This window comes from Rhodanobacter sp. FW102-FHT14D06, assembly GCF_043950705.1.
Classification (GTDB): Bacteria; Pseudomonadota; Gammaproteobacteria; order Xanthomonadales; family Rhodanobacteraceae; genus Rhodanobacter.
In genome coordinates this window covers 1,690,082-1,713,947 of the sequence record NZ_CP170722.1, presented here as the reverse complement: position 1 = coordinate 1,713,947, position 23,866 = coordinate 1,690,082, and the positions used below count along the sequence as shown (strand labels likewise).

The window sequence follows — 23,866 nt, the reverse complement described above, 5'->3', positions numbered from 1 at the left end:
GGAGGCGTATGTGCCTGAAGTACGCACCGTGCCGGAAGGCAGGGGGTTGGGCGACGGGATTCGGGAGAGCCGCGGGCAGGGCGGGGAGCGCCCACCAGCTCGTCGCGGATCCCGGATTCACCGTCCTGAGCTTGTCGAATGGCCGAATCCCGGCTATTTGGGCAACACCGGCATCGGCGGGGGCACGCCGCGGCCACGGCGGAATTCCTCGCGGATGCGCTTCTGCACCGCCTTGCGCTCGCGGTGGTCGTGCTGCCACAGGTAGATCGCCGGCGTGCTCAACAGGGTCAGCAGCTGCGACACCAGCAGGCCGCCGAGGATCGCGATGCCCAGCGGCTGGCGCAGCTCCGAGCCGTAGCCGAAGCCCACCGCCAGCGGCAGCGCCGCGCCCATCGCCACCAGGGTGGTCATCGTGATCGGGCGGAAGCGCACCAGCGCGGCCTCGCGGATGGCCTCGGGCGGCGACAGGCCGCGCTCGCGTTCGGCGACCAGGGCGAAATCGACCATCAGGATCGCGTTCTTCTTGACGATGCCGATCAGCATCAGCACCGCGATCACCGACATCAGGGTCAGCTGGGTATGGGTCACCAGCATGGCGAGGAACGCGCCCATGCCGGCGGCGGGCAGGGTGGAGAGGATGGTCAGCGGGTGGATCAGGCTCTCGTACAGCACGCCCAGCACCACGTACATCACCAGGATCACCGCCAGCAGCAGCAACAGCACGTCGCTCAGCGCGTCGACCAGGTTCTGGTTCTCGCCGGTGTACTTGCGCTGGATGCCGTTCGGCAGCGCGGCGGCGAAGATCGCCTGGTCGACCAGCTTCAGGCCTTCCGCCGGGGTGATGCCCTCGGCCAGGTTGTAGTTGATCGAGGCCGATTCGAGCTGGTTGAAGTGGCTGACCGTGGCCGGTGCCAGGTGCGGCTGGATCGTGGCCAGCGCGGAGAGCGGGATCATCTCGCCGCGGCTGCTGCGCACATAGGTGCCGAGCAATCCCTGCGGGCTCAGCTCGTCGCCGCGGTCGGCGGTCAGCACCACGCGGTACTGGTTGATGTCCGAATAGATGGTGGAGATCTGGTTCTGCCCGAACGCGTTGTACAGCGCCGAGTCGATCTGGCCCATGCTCACCTGCAGCCGCGCGGCGGCGGCGCGGTCGACCTGCACCATCTGCTGGGTGCCGATGCCGTCGAAGCTGCTGGTGACATCCTTGAACTGCTTCATGCCGCGCATGACGTGTTCGAGATGCAGGGTGGGTTCCTGCAGCGGCGTGCCGTCCAGGCTGTCGAGCTGGAACGAGTAGCGCCCGACATTGCCGCCGCCCAGGCCGCCGCCACCGCCACCACCGAAGAACTGCACCGCGGACACCGCCACGTCGAGGTCGGTGACGCCCTTGAAGTGGGCGGCGAGGCGGTCGACCACCTGCTGCACCGTGACGTGGCGATCGTCCGGCCGATCGCCCAGCGGCTTGAGGTCGACGAACAGGTGCGCGCCGTTGCCGCCGTTGACGATGGTGGATACGTCCAGCACCGCCGGGTCGGCCTGGAACACCGCGGCCACCTCGCGTGAGCGCGTGGTCAGCCGGGTCGGCGAGATGTTCGGGCCGGCAGTGATCTGCACCTGCACCAGGCCGGTGTCCTCCTTCGGCATCAGGCCGCCGCCGGCGGTCATCACCACCAGCACCGCCAGCACGCCGGTGAGCACGAGCAGCACGGCGGGCTGCCAGCGCATCAGGCGGCGATGGCGCATCGACCAGTCCAGCGCGCGCCGGTACTGCGCGAGCAGCCAGCCATCGAAGCGCTCGGCCAGCCGCTCCAGCCGCCCGGGCGTGCGGCTGCCCTCCGGCTCGTGCACCAGGCTGCGCCCGCACAGGGCTGGGGTGAGGGTGAGCGAGACCACCGCGGAGATCACGATGGTGGCGACCAGGGTCACCGCGAACTCGCGCATCAGCATGGTGAACATGTTGTCGCCGAACACCATCGGCCCGAACACGGCGATCAGCGACAGCGTGATCGACACCACCGTGAAACCGATCTCGCGCACGCCGGTCAGCGCCGCCTGCAGCGGCGCCATGCCCTGCTCGATGTGGCGCACGATGTTCTCGATCACCACGATCGCGTCGTCCACCACGAAACCCACGCACAGCACCAGCGCCACCAGCGAGAAGATGTTCAGGGTGAAGCCGAGCATCCACATCACGATCAGCGCGCCGGCCAGCGACAGCGGCACGCTGAGCATGGCGATCAGGGTCGGCCGCAGCCGGCGCAGGAACAGCAGCATCACCAGCGCCACCATCACGATGCTCATGCCCAGCGCCACCTCGACCTCATGCAGCGCCGATTCTGTCGTCGGGGTGAGGTCGAAGATCGGGGTGATCTTCACGTCGGCGGGCAACACGTGGCTGAGCCCGGGCAGCGCCGCGCGGATCGCCTTGACCACGGCGATCGCGTTGGCGTCCGGACGCTTGCTGATCTGCAGGGTCACCGCGCGGGTACCGTTGAACCAGGCCGCGGCGTACTGGTCCTGCTGCCCGCCGCTCACCGTGGCCACGTCGGCCAGCCGGACCGGCACGCCGTTGTTGCTGGCGATCACCAGGCTGGCGAAATCCGCCGGCGTGTGCAGCGCGTCGTTGGCGGTCACCGTCATCTGGCTGACGCCGTCGCTGAGGATGCCCTGCGGCGAGGTGACGTTGGCCGCGCGCAGCGCGTTGGCGACCTGGTTGGTGGTGATGCCCTTGATCGCCAGCGCGTTGGCGTTCAGCGCGATGCGCACCGCGTGCGGGGTGCCGCCGCCGACCTGCACCTGGGCCACGCCGGGGATCTGCGCCACCGCGGGCTTGAGCAGGGTGTCGGTGAGGTCGTAGAGGCGGTCCGGCGGCAGGCTGCTGGAGGTCAGCGTGACCAGCAGCACCGGGATGGTCGAGGTATCGAACTTGAAGTACTGCGGCGGTGCCGGCATGCCCGGCGGCAGGTCGGCGGCGGCGGCATTGAGCGCCGCCTGCACGTCGCGCGCAGCCGCATCGGTGGAGCGCCCGTACTTGAACAGCACCTGGATCTGCGCGCGCCCTTCGCTGGCGCTGGAGAACATGAACTGCACGCCCGGGATGCGCCCGATGTGCCGTTCCAGCGGCGCCATCACCGTGGTGGCCATGGTCTGCGCGCTGGCGCCGGGCATGCCCGCCACCACCGCCACGCCGGGAAACTCGATCGACGGGAACGCTGCCACGCCGATCAGCAGATAGGCCCACACGCCCGCGATCATCAGGCCGATGGCGAGCAGCGAGGTGCCGACCGGGCGGCGGATCATCGGTGCGAATGCGTTCACGTGGCTCTCCCTGTCGCCCAAGCATAACGGCACCGGTCCGGCCGACGGCAGTGACCTGCGGCATGCCGGCGGCCGCGGGAGCGGCGGGCAGTGCCCGCCACCCCGCCGATCAACGCGCGCCGGGGCGGTAGCGCAAGGTCAGCAGCAGCTCGCGCCCGGGCTGGTTGAAGTACCAGACCGTTTCGTAGTGGCGGTCGAACGCATTGGCCAGGCGCGCCTCCAGTTGCCAGGCGCGGTCGAACTGCCAGCTCGCACGCAAGTCGGTGGTGGCGTAACCGCCCAGTCGGTGTGCGTTGGCCGCATCGTCATAGCGGTGGCCGGCGGCGTTGAACGTGGCGCCGACGCCGAAGGCGCCGTAGCGGCGGTCCAGGTCGATGCGCGCCGTCTGCTCGGCGCGGCGCGGCAGCACGTTGCCGTCGTTCGGGCCGCCATCCTCGTTGCGCGGCTGCAGCCATGTCAGGTAGCTCTGCAGCTGCCAGCCGCCGAGCCGGGCGCCGAACTGGCCTTCCACGCCGCGGATGCGCGCCTTGCTGATGTTGCGCGGGAAGTACTGGCTGTCCAGCGCGATCAGCTGGTCGATGCGCGTCTGGTAGGCGTTCAGCGCCCAGTTCCAGCCGTCGTGCTGCCGGCTCAGGCCCAGCTCGGCGCTGCGCGAAGTCTCCGGTTTCAGGTCCGGATTGCCGCTGCCGTAGGGGTAGTAGAGATCGTTGAAGGTGGGCGCGTGGAAGGCGCTGCCGTAGCTGGCGGTGAGCTTCACGCCGCTGTCGAAGTGATAACCCCAGGCCAGTGCGCCGGTGTCGTGGTGGCCGTACTGGCTGTTCCTGTCGCGCCGCGCGGAGAGCGCCAGCTCGTTCGGCCCGAACGTGGCCTGGTACTGCGCGTACGCGCCGGTGTCGTGGCGGCGGGTGGCGAGAAAGCCGGTGTCGCTGTCGATGTGCTCGCCCTGCCAGTCGATGCCGAGCGTCAGCAGCTGGTCCGCGGCCAGGTTGATGTCGTTCTGCCACGAGGCCTGGTTGCGGCGCGAATAGATGTAGCCGACGAAGCTCGCGTTCTCGTAGTTGTCGTAGCGGTCCAGGTTCTGGCCCACGCTGAGCGTGCTCTTCCACGCCTGCAGCGGACGGAAGCCGAAGGTCGAACCGGCGACCTGCTGCACGGTGCGCCAGCGGTTCTGGTAGCTGCCGTCGAAATGCGCCTCGCCCAGGCTGCGCAACCAGGTGCCGGTCAGTTCGGCACCGTTGTCCCAGCGGTAGCCGCCGCTGGCGCTGAGGTTCTTGTTGCGCGACGGATCGCGATCCGGCTCGTCGGTGAAGCAGCCGGCAAAGGCCGCGGCGGCGCCGACGCGGCAGGTGTTGATGCCGCCGGTGTACTGGCTGCCCGCGCCCAGGTTGTACCAGCCCTGTTCGCTGCCGCCGGACAGCCCGAGCTGGCCGCGCAACAGCCTGTCGGTGCCGGCGGTGAGCGCCAGCGACGGTTCGAGGCCGCCGTCGCGCGAGCCGCGGCGGGTGAAGATCTGGATCACGCCGCCGATCGCATCGGCGCCGTAGAGGCTGGAGCGCGGGCCGCGCACGATCTCGATGCGTTCGATCTGCTCCACCGGAATCTGCTCGAACGCGGCCAGCCCCGCGCTGACCGAAGCCACCCGCACGCCATCGACCAGCAGCAGGGTGTGGGTGGAATTGGCGCCGCGCAGGAACAGCGAAGTCTGCTGGCCGTAGCCGCCGGCGTTGGCGAAGCTCACGCCGGGCAGGCCGGTCAGCAGGTCGGCGATCGACACCGGCTGCAGCCGCTCGATGTCGGCGCGGCTGATCACGCTCACCGACGACAGCGAGTCGCCGATGTCGATCGGCGTGCGCGTGGCGGTGACGATCACCGGCTCCAGCGAAATGGCGCGGTCCTGCCCGGATGGGTCCAGCCCGGTCGCGCCGGCACCGGTGGCGCAGGCCAGCAGCAAGCTGGCCAGCAAGGTCTTCTTCATCTTCGTTTTCCTTCGCCGCGCACCCGCGCACGGCCGCATGTCCAGAGGGAATGGCAGCCGGGCGAAAAAGCGGGGACGGAACGACGGACAGACAGACCGTGGTCCGGCCTCGCCCACCGCGAGCCACCAAGGAGCGTCCAGGCCGGTCTCCGGGCTCGCGAGTGGCGGGCGGTGATTCCGCTCGCCGCGAACGGCGCCTTCCCGTGCATCGCACAGTGGCCTTCGCCGTTCGTGTCTTTCGCTTACCGTTGCGGGGGCAGCGCCGGCCTTGCAGTGTTCGCACACCACGCACCGGCTTCCCGTTTCATCCCTTGGGCGTTGAACCGTCGGGACACCTGAACCGCGTCACTGTAGCGGCGGACGCCCATTCGGGCAATGGTGCGGGAGTGAGTGGAGAGGGGTGAGAAACGAGAAAAGGCGGGTCGAGGCGTGGTGCTGGCTCTCTCTCACCTCTCACTCCTCTCCACTCACTTCTCGCCCCGCTCCTCGCCGCCGATCCAGCTTTGCTGCACGCGCAACGCATCGTCCATCGCCACCAGATCGGCGCGGCAGCCGGCCGCGATGCGGCCGCGGCTTGCGCCAAGACCGAGGAACTCGGCCGGCCAGGTGCTGGCCATGCGCACTGCCTCGTCCAGCGGCAGGCCGAGCATCTGCACGGTGTTGCGCACGGCGGCGGCCATGTCGAGCGCCGAGCCGGCGAGCACGCCGCTGGCGGTCTGGCAGATGCCGTCTTTCACGGTGATGGTTTCGCCGTTGAGCACGTAGTCGGGGCGATCGGCGCCGACCGGCGGCATCGCGTCGGTGACCAGCAGCATCTTGCCGCGGGCCTTGGCGGCGATCGCCACACGCAGGCTGGCCGGGTGCACGTGGTGGCCGTCGACGATGATGCCGCACCAGCTCGCCGCATCTTCCAGCGCGGCGCCGACCACGCCCGGCTCGCGGCTGCCGAACGGAGTCATCGCGTTGAACAAATGCGTGAAGCCGCGCACGCCGGCATCGAGTGCGGCGCGGGTGGTTTCGTAGTCGGCGGCGGTGTGGCCGGCGCAGACGATCACCCCGGCGGCGGCGAGCGCGCGGATGCTCGCCGGCGGCACCCGGTCCGGGGCCAGCGTGACCAGCCGGATGCCGCGATGGGGTGCGCACAGCAAGGCCAGCTCGTCGGCGCCGGGCACGTGGAAGTACTTCGCGTCGTGCACGCCCTTGCGGGCGGGCGCCAGGTACGGCCCTTCGAGGTGGATGCCGAGCAGGCCCGGCACGCCTTCGGCCAATGCCTGTTCCACCGCCGCCAGCGCTTCGCGCATCACCTCGACCCGATCGCTGATCAGGGTCGGCAGGAAACCGGTGGTGCCGTAGCGCCGGTGGGCTGCGCCGATGCGGCGGATCGTCTCCACCGTCGGTGCCTCGTTGAACAGCACGCCGCCACCGCCGTTGACCTGCACGTCGATGAAGCCCGGCAGCAGCATGGCGCCGGCGAGATCCTGCCGCTGCGCATCGCGCACGCGCGGATCGGATGGCGGCAGCAGCTCGGCGATGCGCTCGCCATCCAACAACACGGCGAGGTCGTCGCGCCAGCCGTCGGGGGTGAGTACGCGGGCGTGAGTGAGGGCGGTGGGCATGGGCAGGGAGTGAAGGGCGAAAAGTGAGTGGTGAGGAGTGAGGAGTGAGAGAGGGCCGAACAAGAGCAGGAATCAGGGCGGGGGTCGGAGCCGGAGCGGAACCAGAGCGCGCCGCTGCGCCATGGCTTTCTCTCGCTCCTCACTCCTCGCCACTCACTCCTCGCTCCTAGACGGTTTCGGTGACCTTGTTCAGATGCGGCGGCACGTCGGGGTTGAAACCGCGGCGCAGCGCAAGCCCGCTGGCGGCGCGGTAGAAGCTCTGGATGATCAGCAGCGGCGTGCACAGCGCGGGCAGGCCACCGGGCACCGGCAGCGTGCCGGGGCCGTGCTGGCCCGGCGCGGCAACGAAGACCTGCGCGCCGCGGCCGCGGAACTCGCGCGCCACCGCCAGCGTGCTGGCCAGGGTGTCGTCGTCCTGGGCGAAGCACAGCACCGGGAAGTCCGGTCCGACCAGCGCCATCGGGCCGTGCTTCACCTCGGCCGCGCTGAACGCCTCGGCGTGCAGGCCGCAGGTTTCCTTGAACTTGAGCGCCGCTTCCAGCGCGATGCCGAGGCCGAAGCCGCGGCCGACCACGAACAGGTTGTGCGCGCCGACCAGGCCTTCATGGAGGCTGGACCAGTCCGCATCCCAGCTCTTGCGCAAGGCGTCGGGCAGGGTCGGCAGCGCGGCGTCGAGTTCGGCGTCGCCGCTCCAGCGCGCGCACAGGTGCAGCACCGCGGCCAGTGCGGCGAGGTAGCTCTTGGTCGCCGCCACGCTGCGCTCGGGCCCGGCGTGCAGCGGAATCACGGTGTCGGCCAGCGCGGCCAGCGGCGAATCGGCCACGTTGACCAGCGCCACCACGCGCGCACCGGCACGTTTCGCCGCCTCCGCGGTGCGCAGCAGGTCGGGGCTCTTGCCCGATTGCGAAATCGCGATGAACAGCGCGTCCCGCCACTGCTGCTCGGCGGCATACACCGAGCTCACCGAGGGCGACGCCGAGGCGGTGGCGATGCCCAGCTGCGTCTCGAACACGTACTTGGCGTAGGCCGCGGCGTGATCCGAACTGCCGCGCGCGCAGGTGACGATGAAGCGTGGCGGCGCCTCACGCAGCGACTGCGCCAGCGCGCTCACCACCGCTTCGTTGGCGGCAAGCTGGCGCGCCACCACCGCGGCCGATTCCTGCGCTTCGCGGAACATCAGGGTGTCGCTGGCGTTCATGCTTGTCCTTCAGTCGGTGTGCAATTCGGCGACGAAGTCGTAGATGTCGCCGCGATACCAGGAGGTGGTGAACTCGACCACGCGGCCGTCGTCGAGGAAGCTGCGCCGTTCGATGTTCAGGCCGGCGCTGCCCACCGCCACGTGCAGCAGCCGCGCCTGCTGCGCGTTCAGCGACACCGCGCGCAGGCGCTGCAGCGCGCGGCGCGGGCGGCAGCCGAGTTGTTCCAGCGCCTCGTACAGCGAGTCGCGCACCAGCATCGGATCGGGCAGCACGCTGGCCGGCACCACGCTGCGCTCGATCGCCAGCGGCTCGTCCTGCCCGTAGCGCAGGCGATGCAGGCGCACCACCAGCGAGCCGGGCGAGAGGTTCATCGCCATCGACTCCTCCGGCGTCACCTCGCCGATCACCCGCTCGAAGAACTCCGAACGCGGGCGCAGTCCGCGCTCGCGCAGATCCTCGGTGAAACTGGTCAGCCGCGACATCGGCTTGACGATGCGCTCGGCGATGAAGGTGCCGGCGCCGTGGCGCTGGGTCAGCAGGCCTTCCTCGACCAGGCCGGCGATCGCCTTGCGCACGGTGACCCGCGAGAGCTTCAGCACCAGCGCCAGGTCGCGTTCGCTGGGCAGCGCGTGGCCCGGCTCGACGTCGTGCTGCTGCACCACGTTGCGGATCGCCTGGCGCAGCCGCAGGTAGGCCAGCGGCTGGTGATTGGCCGGGTCGCGGCAGATCCGGCGGTATTCCTTGGACAAGGTGGTTTCCATGGCGCGCACCATACCAATAGCGATCCACCGGCCGCAAGCCATGACGGTGCGATATGCCCGCCAGCAAACGCTCGGCCATGCCCAGCCGTTCGCACCGAGCGTGGCTCGCGCCGGCGAGCGGGGTCGAAGTGCATCGCCGGGTGACCGGACCCTTCGACTTCCTTGCTTCCCAAGGCACAGCCATCCCTGGCTGCTCCCCGCGTACGGCCTGCGGGAACGGCCTGCGCTCAGGGAGAACGGGGGTGGCGGGACTGCCTGCGGATCGTTCTGCTGGGGCCGCCGATGAATTCGTATGCAACCGGGTAGTCGCTCTGGTATTTCACTGGTACCATCGGCAAAAACCCGGGCAGCGGCATCCGGCCGCGGCCCGCCAGCCGGCATCGAGTCGAGGTGATCGCGTGACTGCTTCCCCCCAAACCGTCGAGCCATTCGACCTGGTGATCTTCGGCGGCACCGGCGATCTCGCCGCGCGCAAATTGCTGCCGGCGCTGTTCCACCGTTTTCTCGACCACCAGTTGCCGCCCAGCAGCCGCATCGTCGGCGTGGCGCGCGAGGCGCTGGACGACGCCGGCTACCGCGCGCAACTGCGCGAGGCGCTGATCGCGATCTGCGATGCCCGCCAGCTGGACGAGTTCCTGCAGCAGGTGTTCTACCGTCCGCTGGATGCGCGCAAGGACGAGGGCTGGGACGATTTCGCCGCCTTCATCGGCGCCGAGCCCGACCACGTGCGGGTGTTCTACCTGTCGACCTCGCCCGAACTGTTCGTCGACATCTGCAAGCGGCTGGGCCATTACGGCTTGAACCAGGGCAAGTCGCGCGTGGTGCTGGAGAAGCCCATCGGCCGCGACCTGGACAGCGCCAACCGGATCAACGATGCGGTGGGCCAGGTGTTCGACGAAACCCAGACCTTCCGCATCGACCACTACCTCGGCAAGGAGACGGTGCAGAACCTGCTGGTGCTGCGCTTCGGCAACGCGCTGTTCGAGCCGCTGTGGAACTCCGCGCACATCGACCACGTGCAGATCACCGTGGCCGAGACGCTGGGCGTGGGCCACCGCGGCGCCTATTACGACCGCGCCGGCGCGCTGCGCGACATGGTGCAGAACCACATGCTGCAACTGCTGTGCATGGTGGCCATGGAACCGCCCTCGTCGCTGGCGCCGGACGCGGTGCGCGACGAGAAGCTCAAGGTGCTGCACTCGCTCAAGCCCATCGACGCGAGCAACGCCGGCCAGCTCACCGTGCGCGGCCAGTACCGCGCCGGCGTGGCCGAGGGCGCCAGCGTGCCCGGCTACGGCGAGGAACTGGGCAACGCGAAATCCGATACCGAGACCTTCGTCGCGCTGAAAGCCGAGATCGGCAACTGGCGCTGGGCCGGCGTGCCGTTCTACCTGCGCACCGGCAAGCGCCTCGCGCATCGGGTGTCGGAGATCGCGGTGACCTTCAAGCCGGTGCCGCATTCCATCTTCGACGCCGCCTCCGGCTCGCTGGCGCAGAACCGGCTGGTGCTGCGGCTGCAGCCGGACGAGGGCGTGAAGTTGTGGCTGACCATCAAGCACCCCGGCCCCGGCGGCCTGCGCCTGCGCCACGTGCCGTTGGACATGAGCTTCGCCGAGGCGTTCGGCGTGTCGCAGCCCGATGCCTACGAACGCCTGTTGCTGGACGTGGTGCGCGGCAATCCCACCTTGTTCATGCGCCGCGACGAAGTGGAAGCGGCCTGGCGCTGGGCCGGCCCGATCCTGGCCGCGTGGAGCGACAGCGGCGAAGCGCCGCGGCCGTACGCGGCCGGCAGCTGGGGGCCGAGCGCCTCGGTGGCGCTGATCGAGCGCGACGGCCGCACCTGGCACGACGACAACGAATAGGCGCGCACTTCACCTGCTGCCTGCGCCGCCCCAACCACACTGGAACGCATCACCTCGCCGCCGATCGAACCCGCCATGTCCGCACCCACCAACGTCACCACCCACAGCTTCACCGGATGCCAGGCGCAAGCCGTGGCGCTGGCCGAGCGCGTGGCCGAACGCCTGCGCGACGGCCTGGCGCAACGCGGCCAGGCCGTGCTGGCGGTCTCCGGCGGCAGCACGCCGAAGGATTTCTTCGAGCAGCTGTCGCGCCAGGCACTGGACTGGACCAGGGTGCAGGTGACCCTGGTCGACGAACGCTGGGTGCCCGAAAGCGATGTGCGCTCCAACGCGCGACTGGTGCATACGCACCTGCTGCAGCACGCCGCTGCCGCGGCGCCATTCATTCCGCTGTACACCGGCGACGCCAGCCCGGAGGCCGGCCTGGCCCGCGCCGAAGCACGCATCGCCGCGTTGCCGCTGCCGTTCGACGCGGTGGTGCTGGGCATGGGTGACGACGGCCACACCGCTTCGTTCTTTCCCGGCGGCGACCACCTCGCCGAAGCGCTGGACCCGCACGGCAGCATGCGCGTACTGCCGATGCACGCGCCCGGTGCCGACGAGCCACGCATCACGCTGACCTTGCCCACGCTGCTGCACACACGCGCGTTGTACCTGCTGGTGGCCGGCGAGAAGAAGCGCGACGTACTCGCCGACGCGCGGCTTGGCCTGGGTGCCGCGCGCGACTATCCGGTGCGCGCCGTGCTGACCCAGCAACGCGTGCCGGTGGCGGTGTACTGGTGCCCTTGAGAGCGAGAAACGAGTGGAGAGGGGTGAGAAATGAGTGAACCGCACCCGCCACTCCCGCCGTCTCTCGTTTCTCACTCGTCTTCACTCATTTCTGGATTTGAATCATGACCACGCTGCATCCCGTCGTCGCCGAAGTCACCGAACGCCTGCGCGAACGCAGCCGCGAGACGCGCGCGGCGTATCTCGCGCGGATCGACGCGGTGGATCGCAGCGGGCCGCGGCGCGGGCACCTGTCCTGCGGCAACCTTGCGCACGGGTTCGCCGCGTGCGGCAGCGAAGACAAGGACGCGCTGCGCAACGGCCACCGCGCCAACCTGGCCATCGTCACCGCCTACAACGACATGCTCTCGGCGCACCAGCCGTACGAGCGCTATCCGGCGCTGATCCGCCAGATAGCGCGCGACGCCGGCTTCACCGCGCAGGTCGCCGGCGGCGTGCCGGCGATGTGCGACGGCATCACCCAGGGCCGTGCCGGCATGCAGCTGTCGCTGTTCTCGCGTGACGTGATCGCGCTGGCCACCGCGGTGGCGCTGTCGCACGACATGTTCGACGGCGCGCTGTTCCTCGGCATCTGCGACAAGATCGTGCCGGGCCTGCTGATCGCCGCGCTCAGCTTCGGTCATCTTCCCGCGGCCTTCGTGCCCAGCGGCCCGATGCCCAGCGGCATCCCCAACGAACAGAAGTCGAAAGTGCGCCAGGCGTTCGCCGACGGCAAGGCGAGCAAGGCCGAATTGCTCGAGGCGGAGGCCGCGTCATACCACACCGCCGGCACCTGCACCTTCTACGGCACCGCCAACTCCAACCAGATGCTGATGGAGATCATGGGTCTGCACCTGCCCGGCGCCAGCTTCACCGCGCCGGACACGCCGCTGCGCGACGCGCTCACCGCCGAGGTGGTGCGCCGCGTCGCCGCCAACAGCGCGCTGGGCGGGCATTACCTGCCGCTCGGTCACCACCTCGACGAGCGCGCCATCATCAACGGCGTGATCGGGCTGCACGCCACCGGTGGCTCGACCAACCACCTGCTGCACCTGGTGGCGATGGCGCAGGCCGCGGGCATCCAGTTGCGCTGGGACGATTTCGACGCGCTGTCCGGGGTGATCCCGCTGCTGGCGCGCGTCTATCCGAACGGCTACGCCGACGTGAACCAGTTCCACGACGCCGGCGGCATGGCCTTCCTGATCGACCAGCTGCTCGGCGCCGGCCTGCTGCACGGCAACGTCAAGACCATCTTCGGCACCGGCCTGGAGGGCTACGCACAGGTACCGTATCTGGACGACAGCGGCACGCTGCGCTGGAAACCCGTGCCGAAGCAGAGCGGCAACCGTGGCGTGCTGCGCGGCGTGGACGAGCCGTTCCGCCCCGACGGCGGCTTGCGCCTGCTCGACGGCAACCTCGGCCGCGCCGTGATCAAGGTCTCCTCGGTGCCGGAGGATCGCCTGCTGATCGAGGCGCCGGCGATCGTGTTCAACGACCAGGACGAGGTCGCCGGCGCCTACCAGCGCGGCGAGCTCAACCGCGATTTCGTGGCGGTGGTGCGCTTCCAGGGTCCGCGCGCCAACGGCATGCCCGAGCTGCACAAGCTCACCCCCACGCTGGCGGTGCTGCAGGACCGCGGCCACCGCATCGCCCTGCTCACCGACGGGCGCATGTCCGGGGCTTCCGGCCGCGTGCCGGCGGCGATCCACGTGACGCCCGAGGCGGTCGCCGGTGGCAACATCGCGAAGATCCGCGATGGCGACATGATCCGGCTCGACGCTGCAAATGGACGTCTGGACGTCCTTGTCGAGACGGACGAACTGGACGCCCGCCTGCCGCACCTCGCCGACCTGTCGCACGACCACACCGGCATGGGCCGTGAGCTGTTCGGCCTGTTCCGGCAGGCCGCCACCAGCGCCGATTTCGGCGCCGGCGTGCTGTAGGCGGCGCAGGGCAGGCACGGCCCGCCGCGGTCGTCTGGCCGCGAAGTCGGGAGAAAAAGGCCGACGGGCCGTACCCGCCCCACACCGCGCAAGGCGTCCGCAGCCTTCTCCACTCGCCCAGCGCCGAAAATGCCGATCATCAACCCACCGAGCCATGTCATGACCAGCCTCATCGAGCAGAAGCAGGAACAGATCGAAGCCACTATGCGCCTGGCGCCGGTGATTCCGGTGGTGGTGATCCATGCGCTGAGGGACGCGGTGCCGATGGCGCGTGCGCTGGTTGCCGGCGGTGCGCCGGCGATCGAGGTGACCTTGCGCACGAGCGTGGCGCTGGACGCGATCCGCGCGATCGCCGCGGAGGTCGAAGGCGCCACGGTGGGGGTCGGCACCGTGCTCGGCGCTGGCGACCTGCGCGCGGCGCAAGCGGCCGGCGCCCGCTTCGCGGTGTCGCCCGGCATCTCGCCGCGCCTGCTCGATGCGGCCGACGACAGCACGCTGCCGCTGCTGCCCGGCGCAGCCACCGCCAGCGAGGCGATGAGCCTGCTCGAGCGCGGCTACCGCCACCTGAAGTTCTTCCCCGCCGTGCCCGCCGGTGGCCACAAGCTGCTCGGCGCCTGGGCCAGCCCGCTGCCGCAGATTCGCTTCTGCCCCACCGGCGGCATCAGCCTCGCCAACGCCACGGATTTCCTGGCCTTGCCCAACGTGCTGTGCGTGGGCGGCTCCTGGCTCACCCCCGCCGACAAACTGGCGGCAGGCGACTGGGCCGGCATCGAGCTGCTGGCGCGCGAGGCGAATGAATTGCGGGAACGGCGCTGACGCGTCGCGCCGGGCTCAGCGCGGCAGCACCGGCAGGTATTGCCGGCGTTCGCCGAAACGCGGCGCCTTGAGGTCCACGCGGGCGCACAACCGCCCGTCGCACAGATTCACATCGGCATCGTTGTATGCCTTCAGCAGCTGCGCGGAAAGCTGGTTCTGCTCGATGACCTTGCGATAGTGCAGCGACAGCCACGCGCCGCCGGCGAGCAGCAGGGCCAGGCACAGCGCCACCGCGCCGAAGGTCTTCCACAGCAGATGCCGGTGCAGTCGCTCCAGGCGCTCGATCCGCTCGGCCAGCGCGTGGGCGCTGCCGGACACCTCCTCGCCCGATGCCTGCAGGTGCTGCCGATAGTGCTGCACGGCCTGCCCCAGCCCTTTGCGCGTCTCGTGGGCTACCCGCGCCGGCAGCGCCTGCATGGAGGCATCGGCGGCCTGCTCCACGACGCGGGGCAGTTGCGTGGCCAGCGCCTGCATGTCCTGCATCAGCCCCTGCAGGCGCCCGCCGAGGTGGTCGCATCGTCGCTCGAACTGCTCCATCAACTGCGCGGCCTGGCTGACCAGGGTCATGCATTCGGTCTCGTTCATGGCGTGGCTTCCCTGTATACCGACGGCCGCTTCAGCGCATCATCGTCAGCGCGGCGGCTTGCGGCTCCACCTGCTGGGGTGACAGTGCCTGCCACGCGGCCGCCTGCTGCTGGCGATCCACGGCAAGCATGGCCTCGGCGTGCAGCGCCTGCCCCGCCGGCAGACTCGCCAGCGTCCTTGTGCCCTGGCGAAAAGCATCCCAGTTGCCGGATTGCGCGGAATCCAGCATGCCTTGCACGAAGGCGCTCGGGTCCTGTCCGACCGTCGCCGGCATGCGCGCGGAGGTCGCGGGGCGCTGCAGCGTGTGAAGCAATGCCATGCCCGCGTGTTCCTGGCGACGGATGTCTGCATCCAGGCTGGGCAACACCGTGTCTTTCATGCTGTGGCGGTTGACCGCTTCGGCCACGGTGGCCTCGCCATGCTGCGCGACGTGGCTGCTCTGCCGCACGGTTCCAGCCGGATGGGTCAGCAGCTCGCCGGCGGCGACCGCGCCGGCGCCAGCGACGGCACCGACGGCGGCGCCGGCTTCGGGAGCATGTTCGGTGGCGCGGCGCACCGATGCGCCGTAGGCGCGATAACCGTCACCGATGCGCGCGCCGCCTTGCCGTGCCTCACGTTCCAGCGTCTGCCCGGCGACGCTCGATGCGTGCCGGACGCGATCCGCGCCCACGTCGGCGAACCGGCGTATCGCGCCGGCATCGCGCTGCGCCTCGTGCCATTCGCGGTCGGCCTGCGCCTGATGATGCCCGGCGCGGGCGGCGGCGAGGCGCGCCTCGTTGTCGGCGACCTGGCGCAGACCCTGCAAGCCGGGGACATGGCTGCCCGCACGAAGCACGGCGCCGTCCAGGTCCGCGCTCAGTTGCGCCAGCGTGCCCAGCCCGCGCTCGACCGAGGCGCGGACCTCGCCGTGCACCACGCGCAGGTCGGCGACCGCGGCGGCACCGTAATGCATGGCGCCCGCCACCAGCCGGCCGTGACCCTGCACGCCCTCGTTCAGCACGTAGCCGAAAACCTGCATGCCGCGCTGCACGTGGTCGCCGGTGCGCTGCGCGCTGTGCTCGATGCCGCGACCGCCGGCAGCGATGGCATCGCCAACGCGCTTGCCGCCCGCGCCGCCGGCAAGCGCGCCGGACACCACGTTCATCAGCGGGCCGGCATCGGCGCCGAGCTCGCCGAGCGACGGCTGCGCCGGGCGATCCACCAGTTGGCCCTGCGCATCGCGCATCTTCGGCGGCAGTTCGATCGGGTGGGCACCGGCGGCCAGCGGCACGCCGGCCAGGATCTTCGCGCCGGAATGGGAGCTGAGATAAGCGACCAGCTCCATCGCGTCGTCCTGCATCTTGCGGTCGTACGGCAACGCCTGCGCTAGCCGCGCACGCAGCAGGTCCTGCATGCCGTCCAGCTGTCCCAATTCGCCCAGCTGCCGCGCGGCCAGTCCCAACTGCGCCCGTGTCACCGCGTCCATGTCGTGGACGCCACTCTGGGCGTCGTGGAGCATTTCGCCGTGGACGTAGTAGCTGTGGATGATCCGGTCCGTACCCAGGACCGGAAGATGGTGCTGCTGCGCGTAGCGCTGGACGGTGTTGGGATGCAGGCCGGCGCCGTTGTAGATGTAGGCCGTCATGCCGGTCAGTTCGGCAGCGGCGCTGCTACCTGCGGCACCTTTGGAATGGCCTGCATATTCGAAGAAGCCGTGGTAATCCCGCCGGAAGTCCGCCCCCAACTTCATCGCCCGATTCACATGGTCGCTCTCCAGCCCGACACCTTGACGGCCGTTTTCGATCCAGTCTTCCAAAGCGGAATCGCGCAAGATGATGCCGCCCTTGCCGTCCGACACTGCGACGAGTCCGTTCGAGCCCTTGATTACGACGACGGGTTTGACGTCTGGCCCGTAGACCCGAGGATCAGGCAAATAGATCTCCGCGCGGAAATCGGATTCGTCGGGCTGCAGGTACTCGTGAATCTGCTCCGCCGTCCAATTCACGCCCAAGTATTGCTTCAGCAATTCGGGGTGCTCGCTGACGCGGATCCATCCCAATCCCGGCGAAGCCGGTTCATGCGCTGCGGAAAGGTAGACGTCGTCGGCCAGCTCACCCACGTCACGGGTGTGGTATCGCCCCTCCAGGACTTCGGCCTGTTTCATCAACTCGGGACTGCCGGTGGCGCGCCATTGCGCCAACAGCACCTGCCGCTGTCGCACCTGCTCGATCTTCTCCTGCAGCGTATGCGGCGACTGCTCGGGCAATACCGGATCACCGGGCATGGTCGGCATGATCGTTCTCCCTGATTCCATGATGAGCCGCACAGATCCGTCTGACTGCACGAGGTTCGCACTATGGACATGGTCCGCGGGTGCGTCAATCGGGTAAGCTTTTCGGCAACTCATCAGGGTATGCCACATGCGAATTCAGGGACGTTTCGCTCGGTTGCTGTTGCTGGTCTTGTTCGGTGGTCTCGGCCTGGTGGCCTGCTCGATCCCGCCACCGCCGGCCAGGCAACCGTTTCGCGCCACGGATCATTTCCAGGGCAAGGCGCTGGAACTGGCCCAGGCAGTGGATCGCAAGGATGCCGCCGCCATCCGCCACCTGATCAAGGACGAAGGCGTCAATCCGGACACGATCTTCGACCAGGCCAACATGCCGATGGTCGCCTGGCCGATCATCAACCAGAACTTCGACGGCCTGCGCCTGCTGCTGGACAACGGCGCCAACCCCAATGCGCGCAAGGTCGAACCGCTGCGCAAGTATGGCAAGCAGCGCAACAACGCCATGGTCTTCGCTGCAGGCCTGCCCGACCAGCGCTACCTCAAGCTGCTGCTTGATCGCGGCGGCGATCCGAACACGATGAGCTCCAACAACGAGCAGCTCACCTACGTCGCCACGCTGCATCACGTCTGGCCCAACGTGCAGTTGCTGATCGAACGCGGCGCCAACATCAATCAGCCGCTTTACACCACCGACGGCTACAACACCGTGCTCAACTGGTACACGCAATACGCCGATTTCGAGCAGGCCTACTGGTTGCTGCAACACGGCGCCGACCCGACCCGCAAGATCAAGGCCGACCCCGGCACGTTCAACTATGGCCGCATGCCGATGGTGGAAGACATCTACTACGCGCCGGTGCGGCCCGACGGCATCGAGTGGCAGCGTCGTTGCCAGCACTGGCTGCGCGACCACGGCATCCAGCGCACGCCCGAGATGGGCGTCTGGGGCGACTACCGCAAGAAGCTTGGCGTGGCGAGCGATCCAAAGGACATCCCGCTGCTGTAATCCCAAGGAAGCGACACGACATGGAACGTTGGCATCGACATCTGCGTGCGGCAACCCTGATCGGGTGGCTGGCTCTCGGCAGTCTCGGCCTGGTGGCCTGCTCGATCCCGCCACCGCCGGCCAGGCAACCGTTCCGCGCCACGGATTACTTCCAGGGCAAGGCGCTGGAACTGGCCCAGGCAGTGGATCGCAAGGATGGCGCCGCCATCCGCCACCTGATCAAGGACGAGGGCGTCAACCCGGACACGATCTTCGACCAGGCCAACATGCCGATGGTCGCCTGGCCGATCATCAACCAGAACTTCGACGGCCTGCGCCTGCTGCTGGACAACGGCGCCAACCCCAATGCGCGCAAGATGATGCCGCTGCGCGAGCGCGGCAAGGCGGGAGAAGACAACGCCCTGGTCTTCGTCGCCGGGTTGCCCGACCAGCGCTATCTCAAACTGCTGCTCGACCGTGGCGGCGATCCGAACACGATGAGCTCCAACGACGAGCAGCTCACCTACGTCGCCACGCTGCATCACGTTTGGCCCAACGTGCAGCTGTTGATCGAGCGCGGCGCCAACATCAACCAGCCGCTTTACTCCACCGATGGCGCAGACACCGTGCTCAGCTGGTACACAGGGTTTGGCGACTTCCAGCAGGCCTATTGGTTGCTGCAACATGGCGCCGACCCCACCCGGCAGATGAGCGCCGATCCCGGCACGCCCAACTACGGCCGCATGCCGATGGTCGAGGACATCTACTACGCGGACGTCATCAAGCCTGACGTCATCGAATGGCAGCGCAAGTGTCAGCACTGGTTGCGCGATCACGGCATCCCACGCACGAACGAGATGGGTCGCTGGGCGAAGTTTCGGGAAGGGCTCGGCGATCCGCACAAGCCTGAAGACATCCCGTTGCTGTAATCCCAAGGAAGCGACACGACATGGAACGTTGGCATCGACATCTGCGTGCGGCAACCCTGATCGGATGGCTGGCTCTCGGCAGTCTCGGCCTGGTGGCCTGCTCGATCCCGCCACCGCCGGCCAGGCAACCGTTCCGCGCCACGGATCATTTCCAGGGCAAGGCGCTGGAACTGGCCCAGGCAGTGGATCGCAAGGATGGCGCCGCCATCCGCCACCTGATCAAGGACGAGGGCGTCAATCCAGACACGATCTTCGACCAGGCCAACATGCCGATGGTCGCCTGGCCGATCATCAACCAGAACGTCGACGGCCTGCGCCTGCTGCTGGACAACGGCGCCAACCCCAATGCGCGCAAGATGATGCCGCTGCGCGAGCGCGGCAAGGCGGGAGAAGACAACGCCCTGGTCTTCGCCGCCGGGTTGCCCGACCAGCGCTACCTCAAACTGCTGCTCGACCGTGGCGGCGATCCGAACACGATGAGCTCCAACGACGAGCAGCTCACCTACGTCGCCACGCTGCATCACGTTTGGCCCAACGTGCAGCTGTTGATCGAGCGCGGCGCCAACATCAACCAGCCGCTGTACAGCGACGACGATTACAACGCAGTGCTGAGTTGGTACAGCAAGTACGCAGACTTTGAAGAGGTCTACTGGCTTCTGCAACACCGCGCCGACCCGACTCGCAGGATCAAGGCCGATCCCGGCACGTCGAACTATGGCCGCATGCCGATGGTGGAAGACATCTACTACGCGCCGGTGCGGCCCGACGGCATCGAGTGGCAGCGTCGTTGCCAGCACTGGCTGCGCGACCACGGCATCCAGCGCACGCCCGAGATGGGCGCCTGGGGCGACTACCGCAAGAAGCTTGGCGTGGCGAGCGATCCAAAGGACATCCCGCTGCTCTGATCCGCTCGAACCGGCACGCATCGGAACCAGGCCGGCCGACGCGGTCGCGCAAGCCTTCGCGTTGGCGGGGCTCCGCGTGACGGTCAGCGTTGCAGCAAGGCCTTCGCCCGTTGCACCACGTTCTCGACGGTGAAGCCGTATTCGCGCAGCAGCACCTCGGCCGGGGCGGAGGCGCCGAAGCGGTCGATGCCCAGCATGTCACCGTGGGCGCCGGTGTAGCGCTGCCAGCCCTGGGCCACACCCAGTTCCACCGCAAGGCGGGCGGTGACGTCGGGCGGCAGCACCTCGTCGCGGTAGGCCTGCGACTGCGCCTCGAACAGCTCCCAGCTCGGCATCGACACGCAGCGCACGGCGATGCCGCGGCTCTCGAGCTGCTCGGCGGCCTGCACGATCAGGCTGACCTCCGAACCCGTGGCGATCAGGATCAGCGCCGGCTTCTGGCCGTCCGTTGCATCGCGCAGCACGTAAGCGCCCTGGCGCAGGCCGTCGGCGCTGGCGCAGCGGCTGCGGTCGAGCGTGGGCAGTTTCTGCCGCGACAGCGCGAACAGCACCGGCTTGCCGGTGGTGGCCAGCGCCACCTTCCACGCCACCGCGGTCTCGTTGGCATCGGCGGGGCGGATCAGCACGAGGTTGGGTATCGCGCGCAGGCTGGCCAGTTGCTCGATCGGCTGGTGGGTGGGGCCGTCTTCGCCCAGCGCGATGCTGTCGTGGGTGAACACGTGGATCGCGTGCACGCCCATCAGCGCGGCCAGCCGGATCGCCGGGCGCATGTAGTCGGAGAAGATCAGGAAGGTCGAGCCGTACGGGATGAAGCCGCCGTGCACGGCCAGGCCGTTGACGATCGCGCCCATCGCATGCTCGCGTACGCCGAAGTGCAGGTTGCGGCCGGCGTTGCTCCAGCCGGCGCTGTCCGAACCCTGCGTGTCGAGGCCCTTGGTGGCCGCGGGATTGAAGTCGCCGAAGCCCTTCAAGTTGGTGAAGGTGGAGGAGTCGAGGTCAGCCGAGCCGCCGAACAATGCCGGCAGATGCGGCGCGATCGCGTTCATCACCTTGCCGCCGGCCTCGCGCGTGGCCAGGCCCTTGGGGTCGGCGTCGAAACCCGGAATATCGGCATCCCAGTTTTCCGGCAGTTCGCCGCGCAGGCGCCCGCGCAATTCTGCGGCCAGCTCGGGAAAGGCCCTGGCATAGCCGTCCAGACGGCTGTTCCATTCGGACTGCGCCTGCGCGCCGCGCCGCCCGGCTTCGTGGAAATGCCTGAGCGCGGGCTCCGGCACCAGGAAGTCCGGCTCCGTCGGCCAGCCCAGTTTTTCCTTGGTCGCCTTGACGTCCTCCACGCCCAGCGGCGAACCGTGCGCCTTGTAGCTGTCCTGCTTGGGCGAGCCGTAGCCGATGTGGGTGCGCACCAGGATCAGGGTGGGCCGCGCGGTCTCCGCCACGGCATCGTTCAAGGCCCGGTCAATCGCGGCGACGTCGTTGCCGTCATCCACCTTGATCGTCTGCCAGCCGTAGGCCTCGAAGCGCCTGGCGCGATCCTCGGAGAAGGTGATGTCGGTGCCGGCGGCCAGGGTGACGTAGTTGTCGTCGTACAGGCACACCAGCTTGCCGAGCTTGAGATGGCCGGCCAGCGAGGCCGCTTCGGAGGCGACGCCTTCCATCAGGTCGCCGTCGCTGACGATGGCCCAGGTGCGGTGATCGATCACGGTGTGGCCGTCGCGGTTGTAGGTGGCCGCCAGCTGCGCCTCGCCGATCGCCATGCCTACCGCATTGGCCAGGCCCTGGCCGAGCGGCCCGGTGGTGACCTCCACGCCCGGCGTGTGGCCGTACTCGGGATGGCCCGGCGCCTTGCTGCCCCACTGGCGGAACTGCTTGATGTCATCCAGCGACAGGTCGTAACCGGTGACGTGCAGCAGGCTGTAGAGCAGGGCCGAGCCGTGGCCGGCGGAGAGCACGAAGCGGTCGCGGTCCGGCCAGTGCGGGTCGGCCGGATGGAACTTCATGTGCTTTGTCCACAGCACGTAGGCCATCGGCGCGGCGTCCAGCGGCAGGCCGGGATGGCCGCTGTTGGCCTTCTGCACCATGTCCACCGACAGGAAGCGGAGCGTGTTGATGCATTGCTGGTCGAGGTCGTGGGACATGATGGTTTCTCCCAATGATGTGCGGATGTCGTTGAGCCCGCAGGAGCCCGCTTGCGGGCGATGCCTTCGGATCGGGATTCGGAGAAGCATCGCCCGCAAGCGGGCTCCTGCGAGGATGAGGGTCGGCGACGGAACCGGGGGGCGCTATCCGCCCTACGCGATGGCGGTGTCGACAATTTTCTGGGCCTCGTCGAGCAGCGCCTGCAGGTGTTCTTCGCTCTTGAAGCTTTCGGCGTAGATCTTGTAGATCGCCTCGGTGCCCGACGGGCGCGCGGCGAACCAGCCGCTGGCAGCCACTGCCTTGATGCCGCCGATCGCCGCGCCGTTGCCGGGCGCCTTGTCCAGCACCTGCTCGATCTTCTCGCCGGCCAATCGATCGGTGTGCAACTGGTCGGGCGAGAGCTTGGCCAGCTTCGCCTTCTGCGCCGGGGTGGCAGCGGCTTCGACGCGGTTGCTGAAGGGTCGGCCGAGTTCGTCGGTGAGCTGGCGGTACAGCTCGCCCGGGTCGCGGCCCTCGCGCGCGGTGATCTCGGCGGCGAGCAGCGAGGGCACCAGGCCGTCCTTGTCGGTGGCCCACACCGAACCGTCGCGGCGCAGCAGCGAGGCACCGGCGCTTTCCTCGCAGCCGAAGCCGAGCGAGCCGTCGAACAGGCCCTGGGAGAACCACTTGAAGCCGACCGGCACCTCGTACAACTTGCGCCCCAGCCGCTTCACCACGCGGTCGATCAGCGCGGTGCTGACCACGGTCTTGCCGACCGCCGCATCCCCGCTCCACTGCGGGCGGTGGCGGAACAGGTAGTCGACCAGCACCGACAGGTAGTGGTTCGGCTCCATCAGGCCGCCGGAGCTCGTCACCACGCCGTGGCGGTCGTGGTCGGTATCGCAGGCGAACGCAACGTCGTACTGGTCCTTCAGGCCGATCAGCCGCTGCATCGCGTACTTCGACGATGGATCCATGCGGATCTTGCCGTCCCAGTCCACGCTCATGAAGGCGAACTGCGGATCGACCGTTTCGCTGACCACGGTGAGGTCGAGCCGGTAGCGCTCGGCGATCGGCGCCCAGTAGTGCACGCCGGCGCCGCCCAGCGGATCGACGCCCATGTGCACGCCGGCGCTGCGGATGAGGTCGAAGTCGACAATGTTGGCGAGGTCGGCCACGTAGCGGTCGAGATAGTCATGCTCGCGCGTGCCGGCCGCCTTGCGCGCCTGCGCGAACGGCATGCGCCTGACTTCCTTCAGGCCGCCCTCGATCAGCGCGTTGGCACGGTTCTCCACCCAGCGGGTGATGTCGGTGTCGGCGGGGCCGCCGTTGGTCGGGTTGTATTTGAAGCCACCGTTGTCTGGCGGGTTGTGCGAGGGCGTGATGACGATGCCGTCGGCCAGGCCGTTGCTGCGCCCGCGGTTGTACACCAGGATCGCGTGCGAGATCGCGGGCGTGGGCGTGAACTCGCCGCCGCTGGAAACCATCGTGGTGACGCCGTGCGCGGCCAGCACTTCCAGCGCGCTCTCGAACGCCGGCTGCGACAGCGCATGGGTATCGAAGCCGATGAACAGCGGGCCGTCGATGCCCTTGCCCGCACGGTACTCGCAGATCGCCTGGGTGATCGCCAGGATGTGCCACTCGTTGAAGCTGCCCTGCAGCGAGCTGCCGCGGTGGCCGGACGTGCCGAACGCCACGCGCTGCGAGGGCACCGACGGGTCGGGCCGGGTATCGGCATAGGCGGCGAGCAGTTTCGGCACGTCGACCAGGATGGATTTCGGCGCCGGCTTGCCGGCGAGCGGGCTTATTGTCTGGCTCATGGA

The 23,866-nt window shown here is 68.8% G+C and carries 16 protein-coding genes and 1 riboswitch; of the genes, 7 read left to right on the top strand and 9 right to left on the bottom strand.

Annotation, left to right across the window (positions count from 1 at the left end; genetic code table 11):
* Positions 1-153: 153 nt before the first annotated feature.
* The 5 genes from ACFCQI_RS07840 to ACFCQI_RS07820 form a co-directional block, all read right to left on the bottom strand.
* Entirely contained in the window at positions 154-3,318 is a 3,165-nt protein-coding gene (locus ACFCQI_RS07840; protein ID WP_395120877.1) for an efflux RND transporter permease subunit, read from the bottom strand.
* 109 nt (positions 3,319-3,427) lie between these two features.
* Entirely contained in the window at positions 3,428-5,293 is a 1,866-nt protein-coding gene (gene btuB, locus ACFCQI_RS07835; protein ID WP_395120876.1) for a TonB-dependent vitamin B12 receptor, read from the bottom strand.
* Positions 5,294-5,415: 122 nt separating this feature from the next.
* Positions 5,416-5,647: riboswitch (cobalamin riboswitch) on the bottom strand.
* A gap of 113 nt (positions 5,648-5,760) precedes the next feature.
* Positions 5,761-6,909, bottom strand: a complete 1,149-nt coding sequence (gene nagA / locus ACFCQI_RS07830; protein ID WP_395120874.1) for an N-acetylglucosamine-6-phosphate deacetylase — start codon at positions 6,907-6,909, stop codon at positions 5,761-5,763.
* A gap of 166 nt (positions 6,910-7,075) precedes the next feature.
* A complete protein-coding gene (locus ACFCQI_RS07825; RefSeq protein ID WP_395120873.1) occupies positions 7,076-8,107 on the bottom strand; it encodes an SIS domain-containing protein in 1,032 nt (343 codons plus the stop codon).
* 9 nt (positions 8,108-8,116) lie between these two features.
* Positions 8,117-8,869 carry a GntR family transcriptional regulator gene (locus ACFCQI_RS07820; RefSeq protein ID WP_136259285.1) on the bottom strand — a complete coding sequence of 251 codons (753 nt, stop codon included), beginning with the start codon at positions 8,867-8,869 and terminating at the stop codon, positions 8,117-8,119.
* A 398-nt stretch (positions 8,870-9,267) separates the two neighbouring features.
* Between ACFCQI_RS07820 and zwf the strand changes: the two genes are divergently transcribed.
* The 4 genes from zwf (at position 9,268) to eda (ending at position 14,258) form a co-directional block, all read left to right on the top strand.
* Positions 9,268-10,731 (top strand): glucose-6-phosphate dehydrogenase, encoded by a 1,464-nt coding sequence (gene zwf, locus ACFCQI_RS07815; protein WP_395120872.1) that lies wholly within the window; start codon positions 9,268-9,270, stop codon positions 10,729-10,731.
* Positions 10,732-10,806: 75 nt separating this feature from the next.
* Positions 10,807-11,520: a 6-phosphogluconolactonase gene (pgl, locus tag ACFCQI_RS07810; RefSeq protein ID WP_395120871.1), complete on the top strand. Its 714-nt coding sequence runs from the start codon at positions 10,807-10,809 to the stop codon at positions 11,518-11,520.
* Between the two features lie 104 nt (positions 11,521-11,624).
* Positions 11,625-13,442 (top strand): phosphogluconate dehydratase, encoded by a 1,818-nt coding sequence (gene edd / locus ACFCQI_RS07805; protein ID WP_395120870.1) that lies wholly within the window; start codon positions 11,625-11,627, stop codon positions 13,440-13,442.
* Between the two features lie 159 nt (positions 13,443-13,601).
* Complete coding sequence (gene eda, locus ACFCQI_RS07800) at positions 13,602-14,258, top strand: bifunctional 4-hydroxy-2-oxoglutarate aldolase/2-dehydro-3-deoxy-phosphogluconate aldolase (protein ID WP_395120869.1); 657 nt, start codon at positions 13,602-13,604, stop codon at positions 14,256-14,258.
* Between the two features lie 15 nt (positions 14,259-14,273).
* On the opposite strand, the gene ACFCQI_RS07795 is transcribed toward eda, so the two are convergent.
* Entirely contained in the window at positions 14,274-14,843 is a 570-nt protein-coding gene (locus ACFCQI_RS07795; RefSeq protein ID WP_395120868.1) for a relaxation protein, read from the bottom strand.
* 31 nt (positions 14,844-14,874) lie between these two features.
* Positions 14,875-17,115: a hypothetical protein gene (locus ACFCQI_RS07790; RefSeq protein WP_395120867.1), complete on the bottom strand. Its 2,241-nt coding sequence runs from the start codon at positions 17,113-17,115 to the stop codon at positions 14,875-14,877.
* Positions 17,116-17,242: 127 nt separating this feature from the next.
* On the opposite strand from ACFCQI_RS07790, the gene ACFCQI_RS07785 reads away from it, so the two are divergent.
* From ACFCQI_RS07785 to ACFCQI_RS07775, 3 genes are read left to right on the top strand one after another with little or no spacing between them, the layout of a single operon-like run.
* A complete protein-coding gene (locus ACFCQI_RS07785; protein WP_395120865.1) occupies positions 17,243-18,115 on the top strand; it encodes an ankyrin repeat domain-containing protein in 873 nt (290 codons plus the stop codon).
* Between the two features lie 20 nt (positions 18,116-18,135).
* Entirely contained in the window at positions 18,136-19,023 is an 888-nt protein-coding gene (locus ACFCQI_RS07780; RefSeq protein WP_395120864.1) for an ankyrin repeat domain-containing protein, read from the top strand.
* 20 nt (positions 19,024-19,043) lie between these two features.
* Positions 19,044-19,928 (top strand): ankyrin repeat domain-containing protein, encoded by an 885-nt coding sequence (locus ACFCQI_RS07775; RefSeq protein ID WP_395120863.1) that lies wholly within the window; start codon positions 19,044-19,046, stop codon positions 19,926-19,928.
* An 83-nt stretch (positions 19,929-20,011) separates the two neighbouring features.
* Here ACFCQI_RS07775 and tkt read toward each other — a convergent pair whose 3' ends face one another.
* Both tkt and pgm read right to left on the bottom strand, forming a co-directional pair.
* The gene (gene tkt, locus ACFCQI_RS07770) at positions 20,012-22,063 is read right to left on the bottom strand and encodes a transketolase (protein ID WP_395120861.1); all 2,052 of its coding nucleotides are present in this window, start codon (positions 22,061-22,063) and stop codon (positions 20,012-20,014) included.
* 153 nt (positions 22,064-22,216) lie between these two features.
* On the bottom strand, positions 22,217-23,863 hold the full coding sequence (pgm, locus tag ACFCQI_RS07765) for a phosphoglucomutase (alpha-D-glucose-1,6-bisphosphate-dependent) (RefSeq protein WP_395120860.1): 1,647 nt from the start codon (positions 23,861-23,863) through the stop codon (positions 22,217-22,219).
* Between the last annotated feature and the right edge of the window lie 3 nt (positions 23,864-23,866).